Source organism: Lacinutrix sp. MedPE-SW (genome assembly GCF_001874145.1).
Classification (GTDB): domain Bacteria; phylum Bacteroidota; class Bacteroidia; order Flavobacteriales; family Flavobacteriaceae; genus Lacinutrix.
The window spans coordinates 204,776-228,653 of the sequence record NZ_MPCX01000002.1; the positions used below are offsets into that span (position 1 = coordinate 204,776).

Below are 23,878 nucleotides of genomic sequence, written 5' to 3' on the forward strand. Positions count from 1 at the left end.
TATAGAAAATTAAGATACTAATATTATTTTATTGTGCAGTATTTTGTTGTTGTTTTCTTTGTTTCAGTTTTTCTTTATAGTAGGTTTTTGTAGCAGCGTATATTGTTTTTTCAATTTCAGCAAACACTGTATTTTCTGCGTTTTTTAAAGTTAATTTTTTGGTGATATTAACTTCGTTTTTAAGGTTTATTTCGTTTTTAATTTTTTTAATTTCTTCATCTAAAAAAACAAACTCTGCATAAATAGTTTCTTTTGCAGGACGTTTATATTTTATACTTGCAGCTTTATCCCATACAACAAAATCATCGCCAAGTATTTGTATTAGTTGTATCATGTAAATTGGGTCTGTAGCACTTAGCATAGAGCCTCCAAAAATAGAACCAGCATAGTTGCGGTTTTTCCAACTAGGCTTTAGTTTTATTTTTACATATTGTAAATTGTCGCTAACCTGTATTAATTTTGCAGTGCTTCGCTTGTACATTGGTGACCAATTAAAGCCATATTTGTAAATAGTAGATGTTTTTAAAAAACGTTTTAAAAAATTGGTTGCAATTCTATACATTAAAATAAGCGTTGTTGTTTGTATGGGCTTTCGTGTTCTAAAAGCCACTGTTTACGGTTAGTACCACCGGCATAACCTGTTAAGCTTCCATCACTACCAATAACTCTGTGACATGGAATAATAATCCATAATGGATTATTACCATTAGCATTTGCAACGGCTCTAATAGCTTTTATATCTCCGAGCTGTTTTGATAACTCTAGATAAGAAATAGTTTTACCGTATGGAATAGTTTGTAGTGTTTTCCATACGCGTTGTTGAAAAGCTGTGCCTATTGGGTTAAGCTTTAAGCTAAATTGCTTTCGGTCGCCATTAAAATATTCGTTAAGTTGTAATACGCAATCTTCTAAAACTTCTGGAATATTATTTGAAATTTTCTCATTAGAATTTAAAATAGAAACAGAGTTTATACCGTTTACATCGCCAATAATTTTGGCAACTCCTAAAGGAGAATTAATGTAACAGGTTTCTTCCATTACTCTGTTTTTTCTCCTTCAATAAGACCCATTTTTTTAGCTCTTGTTTCCCAGTTTCTTCTAGCTTGTAATTGCAGGTCGCTAACATTATCGCTTTCATCCATAATCTCTAAGCCTAGTAAGGTTTCAATAACATCTTCCATGGTTACAATACCGCTTACAGATCCATACTCGTCTACTACTAAAGCCATGTGGTTTCTGGTTTCAACAAGTTGCTCAAAAAGAGTAGGTATTGGTAAATTTCTTTCAACAATTATTATATCTCTTTTTAATTCTCCAAGCTTTTTGGTGCCGTTTCCAAGAGCCATTTCTTTAAAAACTTCATCTTTTAAAACGAGACCTTTAATGTTATCTTCGGTATCTGCATAAACAGGAATTCTTGAAAAACGCACATTCATATTTCTATTAAAAAAATCTTCAACAGTAGTTGTTACGTTTTCAGATTTCATTACAGTTCTTGGTGTCATTACATTTTTAGCAAAAACTTCTTTAAAAGTTAAAAGGTTTTTAATGATTTTACTTTCGTTACTTTCAAAAACACCTTCTTCATGAGCCATATCTGCCATAACTAGAAAGCCTTCTCGGCTTAATACGCTACCGTGACCTTTACCGCCAATAAGTTTTGTTGTTAGTTGCATTAACCATAATAAACCAGTCCATTTTAATGGGAAAATTAAGATATTAAGTGCTTTGGTTGTAAAATTAGCTAGACTTTTCCAATAGGTTGCTCCAATGGTTTTTGGTATAATTTCTGAAGCCACTAAAATTAAAATAGTCATTACTGCCGAAACAATAAATACACCATAACCATCACCATTTCCATAAAGTTGCTCGGCTTGCTTACCAACCAATATAGCACCAACGGTATGTGCAATTGTATTAAGTGTTAAAATAGCAATTAAAGGTCTGTCTACGTCTTTTTTTAAAGCTTCTAATGCTAAAGCATAACTCTTGCCTTCTTGCTTTTTAACATTAATAAAGGTTGGTGTTACACTTAATAGAACTGCTTCTAAAATTGAACATAAAAAAGAGAAAAAGATGGAGATAACTCCGTAAAATATTAGTAATCCCATGGATTGATTTAGTTTTATGCTAAGTTAAAAATTATTTGGTTATTCTGTATAAGAAAGGATATTAGAAATATCTTTATCGCTTAAATGTTTGAATACAAGACAAGAAGTGTTGTAGGTTTTACTTTTTAAACTGGCCTTTTTATCTTTTAAATGATTTTTAATACTTATAAAATTATATTTTTTAGCAACCTGCCTAAGAGCTGGACCTACCATTTTTTTATCTAATTTATGGCATGCTGCGCAATTAACGTTAAATAACTTTTTGCCATCTACAGCCTGTTGTGAGTTAGTTGTAGCATAATTTATAGTGCCACAAATTAGTTGTGGTGTTGGAGTATTACAACTTATTTGTGTTGCATTTTGTTTAAGAACAAACAAAAATAAACAAACTCCTATTATTATAATTGTTGTAAATAACAGGAGAATATTTTTCATTTTTTTACGAAATTAATTTAACTACGTCTTTAGCAAAGTAGCTTGCAATTACATCTGCGCCTGCACGTTTAATAGCTGTAACTTGTTCTAGCATAACAGCGTCATGGTCTAACCAACCTTTTTCTGCGGCAGCTTTAAGCATTGCATATTCACCAGAAACTTGGTAAACAGCAACAGGAACATCGACCTCATTTTTAATTTCACGAACAATATCTAAATAGCATAATCCTGGTTTTACCATAACAATATCTGCGCCTTCATCTATATCCATTTCGGTTTCACGAATGGCTTCAAAACGATTGGCATAATCCATTTGATATGTTTTTTTATCTTTTGGAATTTCTTGAGCATCAACTGGTGCAGAGTCTAGAGCATCGCGAAATGGGCCATAAAATGCTGAGGCATATTTTGCTGAATAGCTCATAATACCTGTATCTACAAATCCTTCATCTTCTAATGTTTCACGAATGGCTAAAATACGACCATCCATCATGTCGCTTGGTGCAACAAAATTAGCTCCAGCTTGCGCGTGAGACAAACTCATTTCTGCTAAAACATCAACAGTATCATCGTTTATAATTTTTCCATTTTCTATAATACCATCATGACCAAATGATGAATATGGGTCTAGAGCAACATCTGTCATCACTAACATGTCTGGACACACATTTTTAACTGTTTTTATAGCACGTTGCATTAATCCATCTGGATTTAAAGCTTCGGTACCTTTATTATCTTTTAAATTATCTGGTACTTTTACAAATAGTAAAACAGATTTTAATCCTAATTTCCAAAGTTCTTTAACTTCAGCTTCTAATAAATCTAAACTATAGCGATAATAATTTGGCATAGAGGCAATTTCTTCTTTTACACCTTTGCCTTCAACTATAAAAAGTGGTACTAAAAAATCGTTTGGAGAAATAATAGTTTCTCTAACTAAACTTCTAATGGCTTTGTTGGCTCTTAATCTTCTATTTCTTTTTAGTGGGTACATATTATAAATCTTGAATAAACAGTTGTTAAACTGCAATAATTTTTATTTAATTTTTGGCATAACCTAAGTAGTACCAAGTGTTGTTTTCTTTTATAAAAGCAGATTTTTCATGGATGACATCTACTTTTCCGTTTTCAAAAAAATAAGCATTAAAGGTAACTGTACCTTCGGTATTATTTTTTAAACCTTTATTAGATTCTAAAACCTCTAATTTAATCCATTCTACAGATTTTGCCCACTTTACAATGGCTTTCTTTTCTGAAATTGGTCGGGTAGATGCATGATGCGTTTGCATTAAATAATTACCATCTGCCAAGACAAAAGCACTATAACGAGAACGCATTAATTGCTCTGCTGTTTCTGTTTTTCCATTGTTTAAATGAAACACTTCGCAGCATGTTTTATAGGTTTTATTGTTTCCGCAGTAGCAATTCATTTTATACCCAATTTACTGGATTTTTTAACACGTTAATGAGTTTTTCTTCGTCACTACCAGGTTCTGGATTATGATCGTAAACCCATTGTACATGCGGTGGTAAACTCATTAAAATACTTTCTATTCTTCCGTTTGTTTTTAAACCGAAAAGCGTGCCTTTATCGTGTACCAAATTAAATTCGACATAACGACCACGACGTATTTCTTGCCAATCGCGTTGTGCTTTAGTATATTCTAAATCTTTTCTTTTTTCCATAATAGGAAGATAGGCCGAGACAAAACTATCGCCAACTTCTGTTACAAAATCGTACCAATTTTGCATAGTCATTTCGTTTGATGCTTTGCAATAATCGAAAAACAAACCGCCAACACCACGACCTTCATTTCTATGTGCATTGTAAAAATACTCATCGCATCGTGCTTTGTATTTAGGGTAAAATTCTGAATTATGTTTATCGCAAGCTGTTTTACAGGTTTGGTGAAAATGTGTTGCATCTTCATCAAACAAGTAATATGGCGTTAAATCTTGTCCGCCACCAAACCATTGGTCTACAATGTTTCCATCTTTATCATACATTTCAAAATAACGCCAATTTGCATGTACAGTTGGTACCATTGGGTTTTTTGGGTGAATAACTAAGCTTAGTCCGCAGGCAAAAAAATCGGCGTCTTCTACTCCAAAATATTTTTGCATAGAGTCTGGTAGTTTACCATGTACGCCAGAGATATTTACACCACCTTTTTCTATAACATTTCCGTTTTCAATTACACGTGTTCTTCCGCCGCCGCCTTCAGGACGTTTCCAGATGTCTTCTTGAAATTTAGCTTTGCCATCGATAGCTTCAAAAGCAGCTGTAATTGTGTCTTGTAGTTCGTGTATGTATTTAAAAAATTTATCTTTCATATTATATTTTATATAATTCAAACAACTCCATGTCTAATGGTTTTTCGCCTATAGGAGTATATTCTTTGGGTAATGTTTTTTGCCAAGTAAATCCGTTTTTTAAAGCTACTCTAATACTAGATTTATTGTCTTTATACGCTATTATTTGAAGTGTTTTTAAATCTAAAGAATTAAAGGCATAATTAGATAAGAATCCAATAGCTTTAGAAGTTAAGCCGTGACCTTCAAAGTTATAATCTATGCAATAAGCAAATTCACCTTGTTTTTTTATCCAATCTAATTCTTTAATATAAATAATTGCTGCTAGTTTTCGGCTTTCTGTATGCTTTAAAGTGAATAAAAACTCTTCTTTTTTATTGAATTGTTTCACTTTAGTTTCAACAAATAGTTGAGACAATGTTGGATTTAAATTTTGTTCCAAGGTTTTTGGGAAATAGCGCTTAAAACGTTCTGAATTCGTAATCATAAAATCACAAATTTTCCAAGCATCACCTTCGTGAATTGGATTTATTTCGAAACCATTAAATGATTGAATCATATTACACGTTTTCTGCTTTTACAAGGTCATTTTCATTGTGAATAAGCTCTACTGTTTTTGTGGTAGCGGCAGTGACCGAAAGCGGTAATACTATTATAATTCCAATTACTGGAATTAATAAAAATAACATAAATACAATACCGTTACCAATGGCAATGCCGCGATTTTTATTTACAAAAGCAATACTTTCTTTGTATTTAAAATGGCGTTCTAGTGTATAATCTATATTACCAAAACCTGCATAATAGGCTTGTACTAAAAAAATGAGGATTGTTGATATTATACCTAAAATAGGTATAAAGCCAAGTAGTATTAATGGTATTGTAAATAGAATTTCTTTTAAAAGATTTCTAACATTTATTCTAATTCCTCGCCAAAGTTGCTCTTTAAAGGATGTTATTCTATGTTCGTGTTTATGTTTGCCTGTAAGGTGTGTTTCAATTTTTTCGGACACTGGACTCATAAATGGTGCAGATAGAGCCATTACTATATGCTTGTAAAGTATAAAGCCTAATAGTATTATTACGGCTCCACCAATAAAACTTGATATGGTTGTAAAGGTTTCTATGCCTTTTTCCCAAGGCCAAATTTTGGCTATAAATCTGCCAATATTATCTGATAGTTTATAGGCTGAAAGTGCAACTACAGTTGCTGTTACAATGCTTATTATGATTGGTACTAAAAAGTATTTCCAAAGGTTTAATTTAGAAATTAATGCGAAAGTGCCTGTGTAGGCTTTTATTCCTTTTAGTATATTTTTTATCATAGTTTTCTACGATATTAGAATTCTCTTTTAAACTGTTTATAATTTTATAATACTGTTTTTTATTTGAATCTATATGTTAGTTTGCGTAAGCGGTTGCAGCGGCATCCTTTTTTATTAAATAAACGAAGCTTGTGACGTTTATTTAGTTAAAAAGATATAGCGGAAGACGCGACCTACTTTTTTATAACTATAAGTTGAAATATTGTACTTATTGTTACATAAAAAAGTAGGTTACGCCCAAAATATTTTACGCTTTGTATTCTTTTACAGCGTCTATAAAGGCTTTGGCATTTTCTAACGGAATGTTTGGTAAAATACCGTGACCAAGATTTACTATGTATTTGTCTTTACCAAAATCATTAATCATTTGGTGAACCATTTTTTTAATTTCTGCTGGTGGTGAAAATAATCGTGTTGGGTCAAAATTACCTTGTAGTGTAATGTTTCCGCCTGTTAAATAACGTGCGTTTCTTGCAGAGCAAGTCCAGTCTACACCTAATGCCGAAGCTCCAGATTTTGCCATTTCGCCAAGTGCGAACCAACAGCCTTTACCAAAGGCAATTACTGGTGTTTCGTCTTTTAAGGCATCTATTATTTGTTGTATATATTTCCAAGAGAATTCTTGATAATCTACTGGAGATAACATGCCTCCCCAAGAGTCGAATACTTGTACGGCATTAACACCTGCTTTTACTTTTTCTTTTAAATAAGCAATCGTTGTATCTGTAATTTTTTGTAATAATTGGTGTGCGGCAACGGGATTTGTAAAACAAAATTCTTTGGCTTTATCAAAGTTTTTACTGCCTTGTCCTTGTACGCAGTAGCATAAAATGGTCCATGGTGAACCTGCAAAACCAATTAACGGAATGTCGTTATTTAGTTTTTCTTTAGTCATTTTTATTGCATCGTAAACGTAGCTTAAGCTATCTTTTACGTCTGGTACTATTACATTATCTACGTCTTTTTGAGTGCGAATTGGGTTTGGTAAATAAGGACCAAAATTAGGTTTCATTTGCACCTCGATATTCATTGCTTGTGGTATTACTAAAATATCGCAAAATAGTATTGCAGCATCCATACCGTAACGGCGTATAGGTTGTACCGTTATTTCGCTTGCCAGTTCTGGCGTTTGGCAGCGTGTAAAGAAATCGTATTTAGCTTTAATCTCCATAAATTCTGGAAGATAGCGACCTGCTTGACGCATCATCCAAACTGGTGGACGCTCTACTGTTTCTCCTTTTAAAGCTCTTAAAAATAAATCGTTTTTAATCATAATTTTTTGCCGTGAAAACGGTAATGTTTTAATTTAAAATTCCTTTTTTTAAAAGAAATTATACATAGTGTTTATTCACTAATTCTATAACACTTTCTACTGTTGGTACTTTTGCAACTCTTACATCGTTAAAGTAATGTCTTGCTTCTTTTGCTGTAGTTTCGCCTATACAAAAAGCAATCATGGTATTTGTTACAGTATTTTCTTGTTTAAAACTTTTAACGGTTGATGGGCTGTAAAACATCACTCCTTCAACAGTGTTTGGTATTTCTAAGCTATCAAATTTTGTTTGGTAAGCTTCAATTTGTTTTACGTTTATATTGTTTTCTTCTAAAATGGTAGGTAGGTCGTCTAGCCTTAAGTCACTACAAAAATAAGTTACTTGATTACCATCCATATATTCTACAAGATGTTCTGCTAATTTTTTCGCGTTTTTTTCGCTATGTTTTACTTTACCTATGCGGTTTTCTACTAAACGTTTTGTTCTGCGCCCTACACAATAAATGTTTTTAAATTGTAATTCTATTGCAGAGAAGTTTGTTAGTAATGCTTCTACAGCATTTTTACTTGTAATAACAACGTTTTCAATTTCATTTTTTAGTAGTCTTGGTGCAATACGGTTAAGACTTATTTTAATAAAGTCGCTACTTTGTGCAACTACTTTTTCGTGAAATAATAAACGTTGATCTTCTGTAAGCGATTTTGTAGAGTAAACATTAGTAATTTTAGTAGACTCTTTTATGCTATCCATTAGGTGTTTTCCACCTTTGTCTATTACATAATCTGCGCACCAAGTGGCGATATCTGTATGTTCTCCTAATTTTTTTACACGTTGTACGGTTATTTTTTTTGTTCCGTTTGGGCTTAATAAAACACCTTCAAAATTAACCTCTTCGTCTTTTATATAGCATAATGCACCAATTGGAGCAGTACATCCACCTTCTAATTTATTTAAAAACTCACGTTCAATTTGTGTGCAAATTTGAGTTTCTTCGTGGTTTATTTCAGCTAAAATAGCTCTTGTTTCTTCGTCTTTTTCTAAAGCAGCGACCATAATTGCACCTTGTGCTGGTGCAGGAATCATCCATTCTAAATTAACTGCTGTTTCTGGACGTAAACCTAAACGGCCAATACCTGCTGCTGCAAAAATAGCAGCATTAAAAAGGCTAGTGTTTTTTAGTTTTTCTAATCGTGTGTTTACATTACCACGAATATCTTCTATAGTGTGTGTTGGATAACGGTTTAACCATTGTGCTTTTCTACGTAAACTACTTGTTGCAATTACAGCTTCTCGTGCTCCTAGAAATTCTTCGGTAGTTTTGTAAACTAATGTATCACGAACATTACCGCGCTTTAAAACTGCTGCTTGTACAATACCTTTTGGTAAAATTGTTGGTACATCTTTTAAAGAGTGTACGGCAATATCAATATCACCATTAAGCATTGCGATATCTAATGTTCGAGTAAATATTCCTGTAATACCAAGCTCGTAAAGTGGTTTATCTAAAACAATATCTCCTGTAGATTTTACAGGAACAAGAACAGTTTTGTGTCCTAAGTGTTCTAATTGTGATTTTACGGCATTGGCTTGGTAGAGTGCTAACTCGCTATCACGAGTACCAATTCTTATAGTTTTAGACATTTTTTACTGGTTCTAACTGAAAAACTTTTTGAATAAGTTCCAGGCTATCGTTTGTAGAAACCGCTTCGTCTTTTAAATGGTGAGCAAAGTGGTTAGTTATTTTTTGAATGAGTTTATTGGTAATAAGCTCGGCTTGTTCCTCGTTAAAATTAGCAACTTTTTTTCGCTGTGTGTCTAACTCGGCATTTTTAAAATCTTGTAATTTACTTTTTAAAGCCTTTATTGTTGGTGCAAATTTTCTTGTTTCTAACCAGCTATTAAATTCGGCTTTTACTTCTTCAATTATAGTTTCGGCCAGAGGAATATGTTGTTTTCTGTTTTCTAAAGTTTCATCTGTGATTTGAGATAAATCGTCTAAATGAATAAGCTTAACATTATCTAATTCTTGAACGTTATTATTTACGTTTTTAGGAATTGATAAATCTAGAATTAACAAGTCTTTTTTAGACTGAATAATGTGTTTGTCTATTGTTGGGTTTTGAGCACCTGTTGCAACAATTAAAATATCTGAAGCATTAATTTCTTCTTGAAGATTAGCATATTCTTTTACAATTAAATTAAATTTTCCTGCAATAGCTTCAGCTTTATCTTTAGTTCTATTAATTAAAGTAATATGTTCGTTTTTGGTATGCTTTACTAGGTTTTCGCAGGTGTTTCTTCCTATTTTTCCTGTTCCAAAAAGTAAAATATTTTTGTTTGAAACGTTTTCTACGTGTTTCATTATATATTGAACCGATGCAAAAGACACAGATGTTGCACCTGTTGAAATATCGGTTTCATTTTTTATACGCTTGCTTGCTTGAATAACAGCATTTATTAAACGCTCTATAAAGTGATTTAATAAATTGTGTTTTTTTGAAATTCTTGCGGCTGTTTTTAATTGGCTAATAATTTCGAAATCACCTAAAATCTGGCTGTCTAATCCAGAGCCAACACGAAACATATGTGAAATAGCATCGTTGTTTTTATATACATATGCAACTTTTTGAAACTCTTCTACCGTACCTTTTGTATTGTCGCAAAGAAGTTTAATAAGTTGAAAAGGATGTTCGGCAAAACCAAAAATCTCGGTTCTGTTACAGGTAGATGTTACGATTAGGCTTTCTATACCATTAGTATTAGCTTGATTTAGCAAATTTAATTTTGCTTCTTCACTTAAACTAAAATGACCACGAATTTCGGCATCGGCTTTTTTGTAGCTTAAGCCAATAGCGTAGAAAGTGGAGCCTTTTGAAATATTATATTGTTTCATAAAAATAGTACGCAACAAAAGTAAGTTGTGTTTTATGTAAAAAATAACGCTGTAAGAACAATTAATATCGATTCGGGTTTTTTAGCGTGGTTTTTTGACTAAATTGCTTAAAAGTACTATTTTTGTTATGCTTTACAGTTGTTCTTAATTTTTAATTTAGAACAAATCTAAATAATAAAATCATGGATTTAGAAAACAAAATTGAGAAAAGTATCGCTAAAGGTTTTTTTATAGAAACACGTGCAGACGATGGTGTTTTTATTTTAACTCACCAAAATGATACACAGGGAGTTAAGCTTATAGAGCGCGAAATTGATAGCAGCTTTATTCAATTCCATTTTTGCTTAAAAGGTGAGAGCTTATTTTTATTTAATAATGGTAATTATAAATTAAATGTAGCTTCTGAAACTTCTTTGCTACTTTACAACCCGCAAAGAGATTTGCCATTACATTTAGAAGTACAGCCTAATACATGGTTAGTGTCGGTTTTAATTTCTATTAAAAAATTTCATGGTTTATTTTCTCAGGAAGCAGATTATATTACTTTTTTAAGTGAAGATAATAAGGATAAAAAATACTACAAAGACGGTAATATTTCACCGTCTATGGCTATCGCTTTAAACCAATTGGTGAATTATAACTTAAATGCTTCTATTAAAAATATTTATTTTAAGGCTAAAGCTTATGAGGTGTTAAGTTTGTATTTTAATAGAAGTGAAGATGCAGATATAGAGCAATGTCCTTTTTTGGTTGATGAGACTAATGTTTTAAAAATTAGAAAAGCTAAAGATATTGTAATCTCTAGAATGGCAGAGCCGCCAAGTTTACAAGAATTAGCAGATGAAATTGGCTTGACTCTTAAAAAATTAAAAGAAGGCTTTAAACAAATTTATGGTGATAGTGTTTTTAGTTTTTTGCTTGATTACAAGCTTGAGGTTGCTCGAAAACTTTTAGAATCTGGTGAGCATAACGTTAATGAGGTTGGGTTAAAAGTAGGTTACAGTACTTCTAGCCACTTTATAGCAGCTTTTAAAAAGAAATACGGCACAACACCTAAAAAATATGTACAATCTGTAGGTTAAAATTTTTGTGCTAAGTACACAGTTAAAAACAACCAGCCTAAATATAAACTTGTATAAGCCAAAGCGTAAGAAAGCGATAAACCTATATTCCCTTTTGTTTTTGGCGCCTTACTAAAAACTAATTTTAATGCTCTAAAAAATAGCCAATATAAAAGCATAATAATTATAAATATTGAAAGCCAAAAGGCAAACTCTAGTAGTATTAAAAAAACAAAAGCTAGTATTGTCATGCCTATCCAGGCAATTATAGATATTACTAAGCCACCAATACCATCACTAGCATCTATAAAAGGTACATTTGGAGCTTCGCCAGATGAATTTATATAACGACCTATTTTAAAATTTTTAAAATCTGGAAAATTGTCTATTAACTTTACGCCATAGTATAGCCCATATGCCATAAAAAGAAATAATGCGCAGCCAATAATTGTTAAAGAATAATAAAAATTGGCAGTAACCGTGCGTGCGTGATGCTCTCCATTAATATAAACAGAAATAATTGTAATAAGTATTACAATTAGCGAGACAACAAAAACCGATTTGCCTTTTAAATATGTTTTAAATGGTTTCAGTTATTTTCTATTTATTCGTTTTCTAGTTTTGTGTTTTGCTAATTCTAAAGCTTCTTTTATTAATTCATCTTCTTGCTCTCTTATAAAATTACCGGTATAACCAGATTCGTAATACGCTTTAGTTTGTATATCGTTTGCATTTTTTGGATTTAAAAAAGCGACATAATATAATTTTTTTGAGTCTCCATAATCATTTTTACGATGTAGAATATAAAAATACATTTTTCCTTTTTTTCCATTATCGGTTACAAATGGAATGGTTTCTAAAAAAGCGATAGAGTCTCTTTCTTTTTCAATTTCTACATCAGAGAATAAATATGATTTTGCAAATTGCTGCTGTGAAATTACTTTATTTGAATACTGCTTTTTTAAATTATTGTAATACAATTTTGTAATTAACTGTGCTTGATTTTTGTAATTATTTAGCGTTTTATTTTTCAAACTTTTTGGTATTGGCTCATTAGTTTTTTCAAGTAATACATAGTAAGTAGTTAAAGCTCTAGCATTATCACTATTTAATAATTTATTAAAAAAGTTTTGTGCTGTTTTTTCTTTTCTAAATGGGAATATGAGTTTAACATAGTTGTATAGTTTACTTTTTCTAGAAGCATACCCAGAGGTTTCACTTAAACTGCGTTTTATTTCGGTTTTTCCATCGTTTATAATAATTTTCTTGTATTTTTTATAAAGTTTAGGCTTTATTAAACCACTATCTTTTAGCTTCGCTAAAAGTGCGTAAATAGGTTCTTTATATTCAGGAACAGTTATATATTCTAATAGCTCTGGAAATAGTGTTTTTTTAAGTTTTAGTGAGTCTCTATAGTCAAGGAATAGAGATTTTATAGCATATTTTTCTAGAGGTAAATCTATATTTAATAACTCTAAAAAGTCTTGATACGTTTGCTTTGTTTTTTTATTTAGTAGACCTTTTAAAATTGTTGTTTGAACTTCTGGATTTGAATAAGATTCTTTATATAAAGATTTTAAAAACGGAATAGTTTTAGGGTTGTCTAATGCTATTAAGTCTCTAATTAAATCTAATTTTATAAATGTTTTGTTTTCAGGAAAATCGAAATTTTTAATGGTACTAATAAGTTTGTTAACGTGGCTATTGTTAAATTTTATTAGATCTCGATTACTCATTACAATACTATCATTAGCTTGTAAAGCAGAAAAGAAAATACCTGTTTTATCTGTTAATACAGGTTTGCCTAATAAGGTATCTAAAGGAGTAAATGTATTGTAAAATTGCGTAACAAAAGTTGATGGTTTAGCAATAGTATCGACTAAGGTTTTAAGCTGAAATAATGTTCCCTTTTTTAAAATGTTTTTTACTAAAATAGCTTTAGAACTTAAAGAATCTTTATACTTAAAAGTATAGGTGTAAACAGAATCTTTATAGTCTTTTTTTCTGTTGGTAATTATAAATGGTTTTGTTTTGTTATAACCTCTAGTTTTCTCTCTATAATGTTCTACTTCATGCCATAAACTGTCTATGTTTTTAAACATTTGTAAATCGTGAAATTTTGTTCGGCTAACAAAAACGCGTTCGTTTGCTTTAGAAAAATATACGGTGGTTTTGGTTTGTGATTCGTAAGGTTTTTTATTTTTTGTAGAATACGCTCTGCTATTGGTTACAATAGGTTTTACATTAGTTTTTACTTTAAAATGTAACGCGGTATCTACTGTTGTTTCAAAATCTTTATAGTTTATTTCTTTAAGTTTAAAAGAATTAAAAAAAGATTCTGCTTTGTTTTTATTTAAACCAGAATAACCTAATAGAAAATAGCTGCCATCTTTTACTATGCTTTTTAAATAAATTCTCGTTTTAGATGATGCCTCTTTCCTTGCAGATGCAACATAACTTTTATATTGGTCATTTTCAAAATAACCTTCCATAGTATCATCTATTTCAAGTTCTTTAAATAAATTTTCAATACTATATTTTGCTTCAAAAGCATCTTCTTCGATATAATTAATGTCTTGATTTACAGATTCTTTTAAAAAATAAAAGTCTGTTCCTGTAGTGCCTTGAATAAGTTTGTTGCCACTATTAATTAGGTTGTCTGTTATTCTAAATTCTGGAAAATTAACTTCGTATTTATTGTATGGCGAATTAAAAGTTTCTATTGTTTTTGATGGTTTTTTAAAACGAATAGAATTAAAAATCTCTTTTTCAAAGTTTAAAACATAATTTTTTGGCCCGCCAAACTTAATAATGATAACTTCTAATGGTGTTTTGTAAATATGATACTTTTGGTAGTCGCCTTTTTTTGTTTTGTTTAAAACGCTTAATCCAGGAAAAGGTTTATCGATTTTTTCTTTTTCTATAATGTCTCCTGGAATGTCTTCAAAAAGAAAATTATCTATACTATTTATAGTAATATCTTTTTTATCTTGAGGGAAATAATTAAAAATATTAAACCTGCTAATAGTTAGATAAGCACCATTTGTCATATCTGGAGATACAGTAAACTTATTTCTATTGTAGAAAAAGGTTTTTAAATTAGTAAAACTATTAAGAGATATAAAACCATCTTCTGTACTTACTTTTTTAAGTTGTGGCGTAGCGATATAATTCTCAATACTTTGTTTTGCATAATGTGCTTTTTTACTTTGGTTAGAAGTTAGTGCTTTTATTTTGTATCCCTTTTTTCTAAGCAAATTTAACATGCCTTTTTCACCGGGTAAATGTGCTGCACCAACACCAGAAAAAACAGACTGATACTGCATTACAGAGTCCAGTACTTTTACCATATTTTCATTACGAATAAAAAGCATGTTTTCTCTAAAAAAGCTAGTGTTAGATGCTTCTCCTATAGAATCTAAGAGTTTTAAATTACGTTCACGATACGTGTTTTCTTGAAGTAAATATGGGCTTTCTTTTTCGTAAATTTGAGCTAACCAAGGATCTGGTTTTTTTTTATATGCGTTACTTCTAGCTTTAGAGGTTAAATATTCAGCCTCATCTAAATCTTCTAAGCTTATAATTGGCTTGTTTTTTTTCTTACCAGCTTGATAAATAAACATATCAAGGTAGGTTTCTTCTTCAAAATTATCGGTATTTAGGTTTTTTCGGTATAAATACCCATTAATCATTCGGTTGTCAGATTTTATGGCATTTCTAATTAAAAGTTCTTCTGGTGCTTCAAAGTTAAATAACGCGGTATAAAATCCTTTTCTATAAGCATAAGAAAAATTTTGAGGAGAGATTATTGTATTTTGGTAGTTGTGTTCTAACCAGTTACTTGGGTCGCTTTCTAAAGCAATAGTTTCACTTTTTTCTAAAGCATCAAAAAAAATATCGTCGAGTCTAAATGCTACTTTTTTACTTACATGCATGGTGCCGTATATATAAGAAGCTTTATTTAGTCCGTTACCAGTAATCTCCCATAGTAAACTTTGTTCTTTTTCTTGCGAGAAACTAAAAAGACAACAAAAAGAAACAATTATTACAAGGTACTTTAGCATAAAAAAACAATTAAATAATTATAAATATATTTATTTAGTCTGTACTTTTTTAAATTTTATAAACTTTAACGTGCTTATAACATATGCAACGTTTAGAATTACAGTAGAATATCAATTTTGTGTTGTATTTTTGTAGAAATTTTTAAATAAATTTCTGTTTTGGCAGAATAAAAAAAAGAGTTTATTCTTTTTACAAAAATATAATATGAAAGGCGTATTACTAGTTAACTTAGGCTCACCAGATAGCCCAGAACCTAAAGATGTAAAAAAATATTTAGGTGAATTTTTAATGGACGAACGTGTAATAGATGTACCGTTATGGGCAAGAACATTGCTTGTAAAAGGTATTATTTTAAATACAAGACCCAAAGCATCTGCAGCGGCATATAAAAAAATTTGGTGGGAAGAAGGATCGCCTTTAATTGTATTATCAGAAAGATTAAAAGATGGCGTGCAAGAACATACAGATTTACCAATAGCCTTAGCTATGCGTTACGGAAGCATGACTATAAAAGAAGGTTTGCAAGAGTTGGTAAATAAAGGCTGTGATGACGTTTTTTTAATACCATTGTACCCACAGTTTGCAATGGCTACAACAGAGACTATTTTAGTTTTAGCTGAAGAAATTAGACAAGCACATTTTCCTAATTTAAAAATGGACTCTTTACCTGCTTTTTATAATAAGCCAGATTATATTGATGTATTATCAAACTCTATAAAACAATCTTTAGAAGGTAAAGATTTTGAGCATTTATTATTCTCGTATCATGGTGTGCCAGAGCGTCACATTAAAAAAAGTGATATTACAAATTCGCATTGTAAAATAGATGGTTCTTGTTGTGCAACACCAAGCAAAGCACATGAGTTTTGTTACAGGCACCAATGTTTAGAAGTTACAAGATTAGTAGGAGAAAAACTTAATTTAGAACCAGGTACTTTTTCTACATCGTTTCAATCTCGATTAGGTTTCGATCCATGGTTACAGCCATATACAGATAGAACTATAGAGCGTTTAGGGAAAAAAGGAATTAAAACTATGGCAATTGCAACACCTGCATTTGTTAGTGATTGTTTAGAAACTCTTGAAGAAATTGCTATGGAAGGTGAAGAAATTTTTCACGAAGTTGGAGGTGAGAAATTTACAACAATACCTTGTTTAAATACAGATAAAAATTGGGTTGCTTTATTAGGGAAATGGATTAACGAATGGTCTAAAGCAAACGTAGTTGCTTAAATTTTTATAAAAGCAATTTAAATATTGCGTAAAAAATATGCAACAAAAAAATTCTGAAGCATTAGGCAAAGAGTCTATTAGTAAATTACTTGTAAAACAAGCTGTACCAGCATCTATTGGTATTTTAGTAATGTCTCTAAATATTCTTGTTGATACTATTTTTGTAGGACAATGGATTGGCTCTATTGCTATCGCGGCAATTAATGTTGTACTTCCCGTATCCTTTTTTATTGCAGCTTTAGGTATGTCTATTGGCGTTGGTGGTTCATCAATAATTTCTAGAGCATTAGGTGCTAATAAACATGAAAAGGCACTTAAGGTTTTTGGAAACCAAATTACTTTAACCTTAGTACTTACTATAAGTTTTGTAGCAACAGGACTTTATTTTGTAGATTATTTAATTCCTTTATTTGGAGGAAAAGGAAATATTTTCGATTCGGCTAAAATATACTACAATATTATACTTTATGGTGTTCCTTTTTTAGCTTTAAGTATGATGGGAAATAATGTAATTCGTGCCATTGGGAAACCAAAGTTTGCAATGTATGCTATGTTATTTCCTTCGGTAGGAAATATAATTTTAGACTATATTTTTATCTACATACTAGATTTGGGTATGGCTGGAGCAGCTTGGGCAACTACAGGTTCATATTTACTATGTTTTTTATTTATTCTTTGGTTTTTCTTTTCAAAACATTCAGAATTAAAAATAGACCTATCTCATTTTGGTTTAGATTTTTTTATTGTAAAAGAAATATCAAGTTTAGGCGCTGTAACTTTAGCAAGACAAGCCATGGCGAGTGTAAGCTTTCTTTTAATTAATAACGCATTATTTACATTAGGAGGCGAAACCTCTGTTACTGTTTATGCAATAGTTGGTAGAATGTTAATGTTTGCTTTATTTCCAGTATTTGGTATTACACAAGGTTTTTTACCAATAGCAGGTTATAATTATGGCTCAAAGCAATACCATCGTGTAAAAGAAAGTATATTAACAGCTATGAAATATGCTGTTGGTTTAGGGTTTTTGGTATTTGTAGTATTAATGGCTTTTCCAGAAACTATAGCTAAATTATTTACTTTTAATCCAGAAGTTATATCGCAAACACCAATGGCAATGCGTTTGGTATTTGCAGCAACACCAATAGTAGCTATTCAATTAATAGGTTCAGCATATTTTCAAGCTATAGGCAAAGCTTTACCAGCATTACTATTAACTTTAACTAGGCAAGGTTTAATATATATTCCTTTACTTTATATATTAATGCCAATTTATGGAGAATTAGGTGTGTGGTTAGCATTTCCAATTTCAGATGTGTTATCAACAATTATTACTGCGTATTTTTTAAATCGTGAAGTAAAAACTAATTTAGTTCACGAAAATATCATTTAGTATGGAATATTATAATTACATAAAATCACTTCACTTAATATTTGTAATTACCTGGTTTGCAGGATTATTTTATATACCAAGACTATTTGTGTATCAAATTGAAGCATTTCACAAACCTTCACCAGAAAAAGAAATTTTAGGCAAACAATTAAAATTAATGGCAAAACGGTTATGGACAATAATCACTTGGCCATCTGCAATTTTAGCAGTGTTTTTTGCAATTTGGTTATTACTGTTAATACCAAGTTGGTTAGAGCAATCGTGGATGCATGTAAAATTAGCGTTTGTAGTTTTATTAATTATTTATCACATAAAAACACATGTTTTTTATAAACAATTACAACAAGATATAGTAAAAAAGTCTTCTAACTTTATGCGCTTATGGAATGAAGGCGCAACCTTTATTTTGTTTGCAGTAGTATTTTTGGTAATACTAAAAAATGCGTTTAACTGGGTGTTTGGTGTGGTTGGCATTCTTGTTTTAGGTGTGTTATTAATGTTAGGTTTTAAATTATATAAACACATACGAAACAAAAATCCAGAAGCATAAATTTTAGATACTGTTTTTGGTTTGATTATTGCTATATTTAGAACATAAAGTTCTAACATGCGATTTTTATTTTTAATTACATTCTTTTTTAATACCATACTGTTTGCTCAAACTATCAACTTGCCTAAAAACCCAAAAGCAGGCGAATGCTACAGCAGAAAGTTTGACTATAATAAACCTTATGTATGGAAAAAAGTTAATTGCGACTCTATAAAACGAAACAAAACAAAACATAAAGATTCTATTTTACCAAGTAAAAGAGAATTGGTAAAAAGGCAATTAAAACTAACGAAGTATCAAGAGAAACTAAAGGGTTTAGGGTATAAATTAGAAGTAACAGGTATGCTAACAGACCAAACTATTAAAGCGCACCATAAATATTTAAAAGCCGTAGCTCGAAAAGCAAAAAAACTAGAACGTAAAAACAGCAAGAAATAATGAAACTAAAAAAACTGTCTTTACGAACCAGAATTTTTATAGCGATGATTCTGTTAGTATTATTATCATCAATATTAATAGGTGTAGTTGTAATCTACCAGTATAACGAAGAAACCCAAGATTACCATAGAGAACGATTAATAAGAAAGGAAAAAGCAATAATTACAAGTCTTGATTATGTAATTAAACAAACATCGTTTGAAGTAATAACAGAAAAAGTACCTCTAATTTTTAAATCGAAAATTTACGAAGTAGCAGAGGTTCATAATATTCAAATAAACTTATACGATTTAGAAGGTTCTTTATTAATTTCATCTAAAAGCGATTTAAAACCCGAAGTTACTAGCAAATGTATAGATGCTGAGGTATTAAATAATTTACTAAATACAGCAGAGCATCGTGTGGTAATAAAAAGAGACGATGAAGATGCAACGTATAGATCGTCCTATAACTACATTACAGATGCGAAATTTAAGCCTTTGGCAATATTAAATCTTCCGTATCTAGAAAACGACGATTTTCTTTCAAAAGAGCTCAACGAGTTTTTAAGGCGTTTAGCGTACACATCAATATTAGTTATGCTGGCAGCGGTAGCTCTGGCGTTTTTCTTATCTAAATATATTACCAAATCACTTAAAACCATAAGTGATAAAATGCAGGCGACTAGATTAGAAAAGCGAAATTCTAAAATAGATGTTACAGATAATAGTGAAGAGATAACAGCACTAGTAACCTCGTATAATAACATGATTGACGAGTTGGAAGAAAGTGCAGTAAAACTAGCAACAAGCGAAAGAGAGCAAGCTTGGCGTGAAATGGCAAAACAAGTAGCACACGAAATTAAAAACCCATTAACTCCAATGCGATTAAGTGTGCAAAGTTTTCAAAGAAAGTTTGATCCTAAAGATGAGAATATTTTTCAAAAAGTAGAAGAGTATTCAAACACATTAATCCAGCAAATAGATACCATGAGCTCTATAGCTTCGGCTTTTTCAAATTTTGCTAAAATGCCAGCACAAAAAAAAGAAACATTAAATGTTGTAAAAATTGTAAACCTCGCCTTAGATATTTTTAGCGAAGATTACATAACATTTCAGTCTGAAAAAGATGAAATTATAGCAACTTTAGATAGAACACAGTTAATAAGAGTTGTTACTAATTTAATTAAAAATAGTATTCAGGCAATGCCAGAAGGTAAAACGCCGCAAATAATAGTAACCGTTATAGATGAAGAAGAAGTTGTTAAAATTATGGTTTCAGACAACGGAATTGGTATTTCTGAAGAAAATAAACTCAAAATCTTTGAACCAAAATTTACCACAAAATCTAGTGGTATGGGATTAGGTTTAGCCATGGTAAAAAATATTGTGGAAACTTACAAAGGAACAATTACCTTTGTAACACAAAAGAACGAAGGCACTACATTTACAGTAACCTTCCCAAAAAAATAAAATAATAAACAGTATTACTGCAAGTTGAGTAATTACAAACTAAAATATTTTTAAATGACTTACAAGAACATTCTTTCTTCAAACCAAAATGGTGTTGCAACAATAACAATTAATAGGCCTTCAAAATTAAATGCTTTAAACAAAGCAACAATAGAAGAGCTTCATAACGCATTTAAGCAAGCAAATCAAGATAGTAACATTAAAGTTATTATAGTAACAGGTACTGGTGAAAAAGCTTTTGTAGCAGGAGCAGATATTAGTGAGTTTGCTAATTTTAGTGTAGAAAACGGTGGTAAATTAGCCGCAAAAGGTCAAGAGATGTTATTTGATTTTGTCGAAAATTTAAGCACACCTGTTATTGCAGCTGTAAACGGTTTTGCACTTGGTGGAGGATTAGAGCTAGCAATGTCAGCACATTTTAGATTAGCAAGTGATAATGCAAAAATGGGATTACCAGAAGTGTCTTTAGGTGTAATACCAGGTTATGGTGGTACGCAACGTTTACCTCAATTAGTTGGAAAAGGTCGCGCAATGGAAATGGTAATGACTGCTGGTATGATTGATGCAAACACAGCAAAAGATTATGGTTTAGTTAATCATGTTGTTTCTCAAGAAGAATTATTGCCATTAGCTGAAAAAATTGCAAGTAAAATAATGAGAAACTCATCAGTAGCAATTAGTAAGGCAATTAAAGCCGTAAATGCTAATTATAAAGATGGAGTAAATGGTTTTGAAACCGAAATTAAAGAATTTGGAAACTGTTTTGGAACCGAAGATTTTAAAGAAGGCACAACAGCCTTTCTAGAAAAAAGAAAAGCAGATTTTCCAGGAAAGTAAAATTTGATACACATTAAAAAACCTCATAATAGCTTTTATTGTGAGGTTTTTTTATATTCACACTTTACTACTAGCAAAATGAAAAAACGTGTACTTTTTATGTTATTTATGGTTTTTGTGAGCAAAACAGCTCTATCTCAAACTAAAGATACCTTGCTAAGTAAAAATTACGAAGCACTAAAAACATTAGTATATACGGCTTACGTAAAAGATAAAAACGCGAGTATAGCAGTTAGTGAGTATTATATAAATAAAGCAATAAAAGAAAATAAAGCAAAGGAGCATTTTAATGGTTTAGCCTTATTTATTGATATAAATATCTGGAATAAAAATTATAGTGTTTTTAATGAAAAAGAACAGGAATTAGTAGAATTAGCAAATGCAAATAATGATAGTGAGGCGTTAATGAAAACCTACTTCTCACTTGCAGATTCTTTTTTCTATAATGGTTTATTTGGTAAAGCAATAGAAACGTATTATAAGTCTTTAAGTATAGCTAAAGAACAAAATAATTTAATGTATGAGCATCTTAATTTAAGGCAAATAGGATATTTAAATTATTTTTCTGGTAGTCTTGAAAGTTCTGCAAAACAACAAAAGTTTGCTATAAATCTATTAGATAAACCAACTCAAGAACAAGATACATTAGCTGTTAATTCTAAACGAAGATTAAAACTTGCCGCCTTAGAGCTATTAACGCGAACATATATTTTTGCAGAAAAAACAGACTCTGCTCAAGTTTACAATAATAAAGCATTAAACTTTGGTTTAAAAGAAGCAGATAGCTGTGTTTTAATAAGGTTTAAACTGCAAAAGGCACAAATTAGTATTCAGCAAAAGTCTTATGATAAGGCAACAAAACTTTTGGAAGAATGTAAAACTATTTGTTATACACCAAAATCAATATATGACTTTATTATCGCTTCAGAATATGCTAAAATATATTTAGCACAAAAAAAATACGAAAAGGCAGTTGTAGTATTAAATCAAGGCTTAGAAGCTTTTAGTTTAGATGGGCAAGAAGCTTTTGCTTCAGACTATATTAAACTAATGGCAAAAGCCTATAAACATGCAGGAAACATAGAGATGTCTAACATTTATTTCGAAAAGTTTATAAAGGCTAATGAAGATTTCGGTAAAATAAAAGACACGATTGCAACCAGAATTAAAACCCAAGAAATAAAAGATTTTAAAAAAGAACTTAATGCAATAAATACCCAAAAAAGTGTTTTTAAATATATTGCATTAGTCGCCTGTGTTTTAGTTTTAGGACTTTTATTTTTCTTATTTAAATTTTATAAAACAAAAAAAGAAAACGAAATTAAGTTTGAAGCACTTTTAAATAAAATTGAAAAGGCCCAAAAACCAGAAGAAATTATAAATACAAAAGATAAGGATTTAGAGGAAAAAAACACACCAGATTTACCGTTGGAAACTAAGCAAAATATTTTAAAAGGTCTTAAAAAGCTGGAAGCGCAACAGTATTTTTTAAAACAAGAATGCAGCTCGTATAATGTTGCAAAAAAAATTAACACCAACACCTCTTATTTGTCTAAAGTAATTAACGCACACTACGGTAAAAACTTTAATACATATATAAACGACTTAAGAATAAATTATGCCATAGTGCGTTTAAAAAACGATGTATTTTTTAGGTCGTATTCCATACAATCAATAGCCGAAGAGTTAGGTTATAAAAGTGCAGATTCTTTTACAAAATACTTTAAAAAAGATACTGGTTTAAATCCTTCATTTTATATTAAGAATATAAAAAATATAGATTAAAAAGATGCTTTTAACCCTAAATTTATAAATTTAGGTATGTGTTATTTCTTCTCTTTAAATTTTCTTTTTAACCATTGTAAACACCTGCTAATCATCACTTTAAACATTTGTCTTGCACCCTAATTTCCTAAAATCAGGGATGCATTTCTTGTAAAACCCTTTTTATTGAGAGTAATTTGATTTCAGAAACAATAATCAATTTAATTCTCAGTAACATGAAAAATTCAAAAACAATATTTTTTACAATCCTTATTGTAGTATTTTCTGTTGGTGTCGCTAAAGGTTTTTATAAAAGTGTTAAAAAAAGTGAGGCAATAACAAAAGAAATTCTTACAGTTTTAAAAGATAATTGCAACTGTAAAGCGGTTGTTAAAACGTCTTATTTAAAAGGTGTACAATACAGTAAAAAAAATGGAGTTACGGCAGAAACCGTTACTTACCAATTAACAGATTGTGACTTTAATAATTTTAATCAGGAAGTAAAATGTATAGATAATACTTTACGTGAAAAAATTAATGGTATCGAGCTACTAGATCTAATTACTTTAAACTTTGTAAACAATAATAAGCGCAAAACAGTTACAATTAAAAACAACTGCTTATGATACCTAACTATAAAAAATCTTCAAATAAAATCAAGCTAATAAAATTTTGTATAGGCTTGGTTGCAGGAGTATCAATATACCTAATACAAGAACTTTTTTTCTAAAAAAT

The 23,878-nt window shown here is 30.4% G+C and carries 23 protein-coding genes; 9 read left to right on the plus strand and 14 right to left on the minus strand.

Annotated features, from left to right (window positions below):
• Nucleotides 1–28: 28 nt before the first annotated feature.
• The 12 genes from BM549_RS03170 to hemA form a co-directional block, all read right to left on the minus strand.
• Nucleotides 29–562 carry a DUF4442 domain-containing protein gene (locus tag BM549_RS03170; RefSeq protein WP_290468935.1) on the minus strand — a complete coding sequence of 178 codons (534 nt, stop codon included), beginning with the start codon at nucleotides 560–562 and terminating at the stop codon, nucleotides 29–31.
• Nucleotides 562–1,038, minus strand: a complete 477-nt coding sequence (locus BM549_RS03175; protein ID WP_290468936.1) for a methylated-DNA--[protein]-cysteine S-methyltransferase — start codon at nucleotides 1,036–1,038, stop codon at nucleotides 562–564. Before BM549_RS03175 ends, BM549_RS03170 begins: the two co-directional genes overlap by 1 nt.
• Nucleotides 1,038–2,111, minus strand: coding sequence for a CNNM domain-containing protein (locus BM549_RS03180; RefSeq protein ID WP_290468937.1), 1,074 nt, complete (start codon nucleotides 2,109–2,111; stop codon nucleotides 1,038–1,040). Before BM549_RS03180 ends, BM549_RS03175 begins: the two co-directional genes overlap by 1 nt.
• A 39-nt stretch (nucleotides 2,112–2,150) precedes the next feature.
• Nucleotides 2,151–2,546 carry a cytochrome c gene (locus BM549_RS14000; protein WP_365336599.1) on the minus strand — a complete coding sequence of 132 codons (396 nt, stop codon included), beginning with the start codon at nucleotides 2,544–2,546 and terminating at the stop codon, nucleotides 2,151–2,153.
• A 4-nt stretch (nucleotides 2,547–2,550) separates the two neighbouring features.
• Nucleotides 2,551–3,540 (minus strand): porphobilinogen synthase, encoded by a 990-nt coding sequence (hemB, locus tag BM549_RS03190; RefSeq protein WP_290468938.1) that lies wholly within the window; start codon nucleotides 3,538–3,540, stop codon nucleotides 2,551–2,553.
• Between the two features lie 46 nt (nucleotides 3,541–3,586).
• A complete protein-coding gene (locus tag BM549_RS03195) occupies nucleotides 3,587–3,976 on the minus strand; it encodes a YchJ family metal-binding protein (protein WP_013869738.1) in 390 nt (129 codons plus the stop codon).
• Nucleotide 3,977: 1 nt separating this feature from the next.
• On the minus strand, nucleotides 3,978–4,880 hold the full coding sequence (gene hemF / locus BM549_RS03200) for an oxygen-dependent coproporphyrinogen oxidase (RefSeq protein WP_290468939.1): 903 nt from the start codon (nucleotides 4,878–4,880) through the stop codon (nucleotides 3,978–3,980).
• Between the two features lies 1 nt (nucleotide 4,881).
• Nucleotides 4,882–5,418: a GNAT family protein gene (locus tag BM549_RS03205; protein WP_290468940.1), complete on the minus strand. Its 537-nt coding sequence runs from the start codon at nucleotides 5,416–5,418 to the stop codon at nucleotides 4,882–4,884.
• Nucleotide 5,419: 1 nt separating this feature from the next.
• Nucleotides 5,420–6,184 (minus strand): EI24 domain-containing protein, encoded by a 765-nt coding sequence (locus BM549_RS03210; protein ID WP_290468941.1) that lies wholly within the window; start codon nucleotides 6,182–6,184, stop codon nucleotides 5,420–5,422.
• Nucleotides 6,185–6,431: 247 nt separating this feature from the next.
• Entirely contained in the window at nucleotides 6,432–7,457 is a 1,026-nt protein-coding gene (gene hemE / locus BM549_RS03215; RefSeq protein ID WP_290468942.1) for a uroporphyrinogen decarboxylase, read from the minus strand.
• A gap of 58 nt (nucleotides 7,458–7,515) precedes the next feature.
• On the minus strand, nucleotides 7,516–9,099 hold the full coding sequence (hemC, locus tag BM549_RS03220) for a hydroxymethylbilane synthase (RefSeq protein ID WP_290468943.1): 1,584 nt from the start codon (nucleotides 9,097–9,099) through the stop codon (nucleotides 7,516–7,518).
• Entirely contained in the window at nucleotides 9,092–10,351 is a 1,260-nt protein-coding gene (gene hemA / locus BM549_RS03225; protein WP_041301304.1) for a glutamyl-tRNA reductase, read from the minus strand. The genes hemC and hemA overlap by 8 nt, the downstream gene beginning before the upstream one ends.
• A 182-nt stretch (nucleotides 10,352–10,533) precedes the next feature.
• On the opposite strand from hemA, the gene BM549_RS03230 reads away from it, so the two are divergent.
• A complete protein-coding gene (locus BM549_RS03230) occupies nucleotides 10,534–11,433 on the plus strand; it encodes a helix-turn-helix transcriptional regulator (protein WP_290468944.1) in 900 nt (299 codons plus the stop codon).
• Here BM549_RS03230 and BM549_RS03235 read toward each other — a convergent pair.
• The gene (locus tag BM549_RS03235) at nucleotides 11,430–11,834 is read right to left on the minus strand and encodes a hypothetical protein (protein ID WP_290468945.1); all 405 of its coding nucleotides are present in this window, start codon (nucleotides 11,832–11,834) and stop codon (nucleotides 11,430–11,432) included. The genes BM549_RS03230 and BM549_RS03235 overlap by 4 nt on opposite strands.
• A gap of 171 nt (nucleotides 11,835–12,005) precedes the next feature.
• On the minus strand, nucleotides 12,006–15,476 hold the full coding sequence (locus BM549_RS03240) for a TraB/GumN family protein (RefSeq protein ID WP_290468946.1): 3,471 nt from the start codon (nucleotides 15,474–15,476) through the stop codon (nucleotides 12,006–12,008).
• A gap of 205 nt (nucleotides 15,477–15,681) precedes the next feature.
• Between BM549_RS03240 and hemH the strand changes: the two genes are divergently transcribed.
• From hemH to BM549_RS03280, 8 genes are all read left to right on the plus strand, one after another.
• Nucleotides 15,682–16,710, plus strand: coding sequence for a ferrochelatase (gene hemH / locus BM549_RS03245; protein ID WP_290468947.1), 1,029 nt, complete (start codon nucleotides 15,682–15,684; stop codon nucleotides 16,708–16,710).
• A 37-nt stretch (nucleotides 16,711–16,747) separates the two neighbouring features.
• Nucleotides 16,748–18,103 (plus strand): MATE family efflux transporter, encoded by a 1,356-nt coding sequence (locus tag BM549_RS03250; RefSeq protein WP_290468948.1) that lies wholly within the window; start codon nucleotides 16,748–16,750, stop codon nucleotides 18,101–18,103.
• 1 nt (nucleotide 18,104) lies between these two features.
• Nucleotides 18,105–18,653, plus strand: a complete 549-nt coding sequence (locus BM549_RS03255) for a CopD family protein (RefSeq protein WP_290468949.1) — start codon at nucleotides 18,105–18,107, stop codon at nucleotides 18,651–18,653.
• A gap of 57 nt (nucleotides 18,654–18,710) precedes the next feature.
• Nucleotides 18,711–19,091 carry a hypothetical protein gene (locus BM549_RS03260; RefSeq protein ID WP_290468950.1) on the plus strand — a complete coding sequence of 127 codons (381 nt, stop codon included), beginning with the start codon at nucleotides 18,711–18,713 and terminating at the stop codon, nucleotides 19,089–19,091.
• Nucleotides 19,091–20,542 carry a PAS domain-containing sensor histidine kinase gene (locus BM549_RS03265; protein ID WP_290468951.1) on the plus strand — a complete coding sequence of 484 codons (1,452 nt, stop codon included), beginning with the start codon at nucleotides 19,091–19,093 and terminating at the stop codon, nucleotides 20,540–20,542. The genes BM549_RS03260 and BM549_RS03265 overlap by 1 nt, the downstream gene beginning before the upstream one ends.
• 54 nt (nucleotides 20,543–20,596) lie before the next feature.
• Entirely contained in the window at nucleotides 20,597–21,379 is a 783-nt protein-coding gene (locus BM549_RS03270; RefSeq protein ID WP_290468952.1) for an enoyl-CoA hydratase-related protein, read from the plus strand.
• A gap of 78 nt (nucleotides 21,380–21,457) precedes the next feature.
• A complete protein-coding gene (locus BM549_RS03275; protein ID WP_290468953.1) occupies nucleotides 21,458–23,164 on the plus strand; it encodes a helix-turn-helix domain-containing protein in 1,707 nt (568 codons plus the stop codon).
• A 215-nt stretch (nucleotides 23,165–23,379) separates the two neighbouring features.
• On the plus strand, nucleotides 23,380–23,769 hold the full coding sequence (locus BM549_RS03280; protein WP_290468954.1) for a hypothetical protein: 390 nt from the start codon (nucleotides 23,380–23,382) through the stop codon (nucleotides 23,767–23,769).
• Nucleotides 23,770–23,878 lie beyond the last annotated feature (109 nt).

Excerpts from the sequence above, each read along its gene's own strand:
- BM549_RS03205 (WP_290468940.1), bottom strand. The coding sequence starts at position 5,418 with ATGATTCAATCATTTAATGGTTTCGAAATAAATCCAATTCACGAAGGT.
- hemA (WP_041301304.1), bottom strand. The coding sequence starts at position 10,351 with ATGAAACAATATAATATTTCAAAAGGCTCCACTTTCTACGCTATTGGC.
- BM549_RS03275 (WP_290468953.1), top strand. The coding sequence starts at position 21,458 with ATGAAAAAACGTGTACTTTTTATGTTATTTATGGTTTTTGTGAGCAAA.
- BM549_RS14000 (WP_365336599.1), bottom strand. The coding sequence starts at position 2,546 with ATGAAAAATATTCTCCTGTTATTTACAACAATTATAATAATAGGAGTT.
- hemH (WP_290468947.1), top strand. The coding sequence starts at position 15,682 with ATGAAAGGCGTATTACTAGTTAACTTAGGCTCACCAGATAGCCCAGAA.
- BM549_RS03180 (WP_290468937.1), bottom strand. The coding sequence starts at position 2,111 with ATGGGATTACTAATATTTTACGGAGTTATCTCCATCTTTTTCTCTTTT.
- hemB (WP_290468938.1), bottom strand. The coding sequence starts at position 3,540 with ATGTACCCACTAAAAAGAAATAGAAGATTAAGAGCCAACAAAGCCATT.
- BM549_RS03240 (WP_290468946.1), bottom strand. The coding sequence starts at position 15,476 with ATGCTAAAGTACCTTGTAATAATTGTTTCTTTTTGTTGTCTTTTTAGT.
- BM549_RS03235 (WP_290468945.1), bottom strand. The coding sequence starts at position 11,834 with ATGGCATATGGGCTATACTATGGCGTAAAGTTAATAGACAATTTTCCA.
- BM549_RS03255 (WP_290468949.1), top strand. The coding sequence starts at position 18,105 with ATGGAATATTATAATTACATAAAATCACTTCACTTAATATTTGTAATT.
- BM549_RS03195 (WP_013869738.1), bottom strand. The coding sequence starts at position 3,976 with ATGAATTGCTACTGCGGAAACAATAAAACCTATAAAACATGCTGCGAA.
- BM549_RS03260 (WP_290468950.1), top strand. The coding sequence starts at position 18,711 with ATGCGATTTTTATTTTTAATTACATTCTTTTTTAATACCATACTGTTT.
- BM549_RS03170 (WP_290468935.1), bottom strand. The coding sequence starts at position 562 with ATGTATAGAATTGCAACCAATTTTTTAAAACGTTTTTTAAAAACATCT.
- BM549_RS03230 (WP_290468944.1), top strand. The coding sequence starts at position 10,534 with ATGGATTTAGAAAACAAAATTGAGAAAAGTATCGCTAAAGGTTTTTTT.
- hemC (WP_290468943.1), bottom strand. The coding sequence starts at position 9,099 with ATGTCTAAAACTATAAGAATTGGTACTCGTGATAGCGAGTTAGCACTC.
- BM549_RS03270 (WP_290468952.1), top strand. The coding sequence starts at position 20,597 with ATGACTTACAAGAACATTCTTTCTTCAAACCAAAATGGTGTTGCAACA.
- BM549_RS03175 (WP_290468936.1), bottom strand. The coding sequence starts at position 1,038 with ATGGAAGAAACCTGTTACATTAATTCTCCTTTAGGAGTTGCCAAAATT.
- BM549_RS03280 (WP_290468954.1), top strand. The coding sequence starts at position 23,380 with ATGAAAAATTCAAAAACAATATTTTTTACAATCCTTATTGTAGTATTT.
- BM549_RS03210 (WP_290468941.1), bottom strand. The coding sequence starts at position 6,184 with ATGATAAAAAATATACTAAAAGGAATAAAAGCCTACACAGGCACTTTC.
- BM549_RS03250 (WP_290468948.1), top strand. The coding sequence starts at position 16,748 with ATGCAACAAAAAAATTCTGAAGCATTAGGCAAAGAGTCTATTAGTAAA.
- BM549_RS03265 (WP_290468951.1), top strand. The coding sequence starts at position 19,091 with ATGAAACTAAAAAAACTGTCTTTACGAACCAGAATTTTTATAGCGATG.
- hemE (WP_290468942.1), bottom strand. The coding sequence starts at position 7,457 with ATGATTAAAAACGATTTATTTTTAAGAGCTTTAAAAGGAGAAACAGTA.
- hemF (WP_290468939.1), bottom strand. The coding sequence starts at position 4,880 with ATGAAAGATAAATTTTTTAAATACATACACGAACTACAAGACACAATT.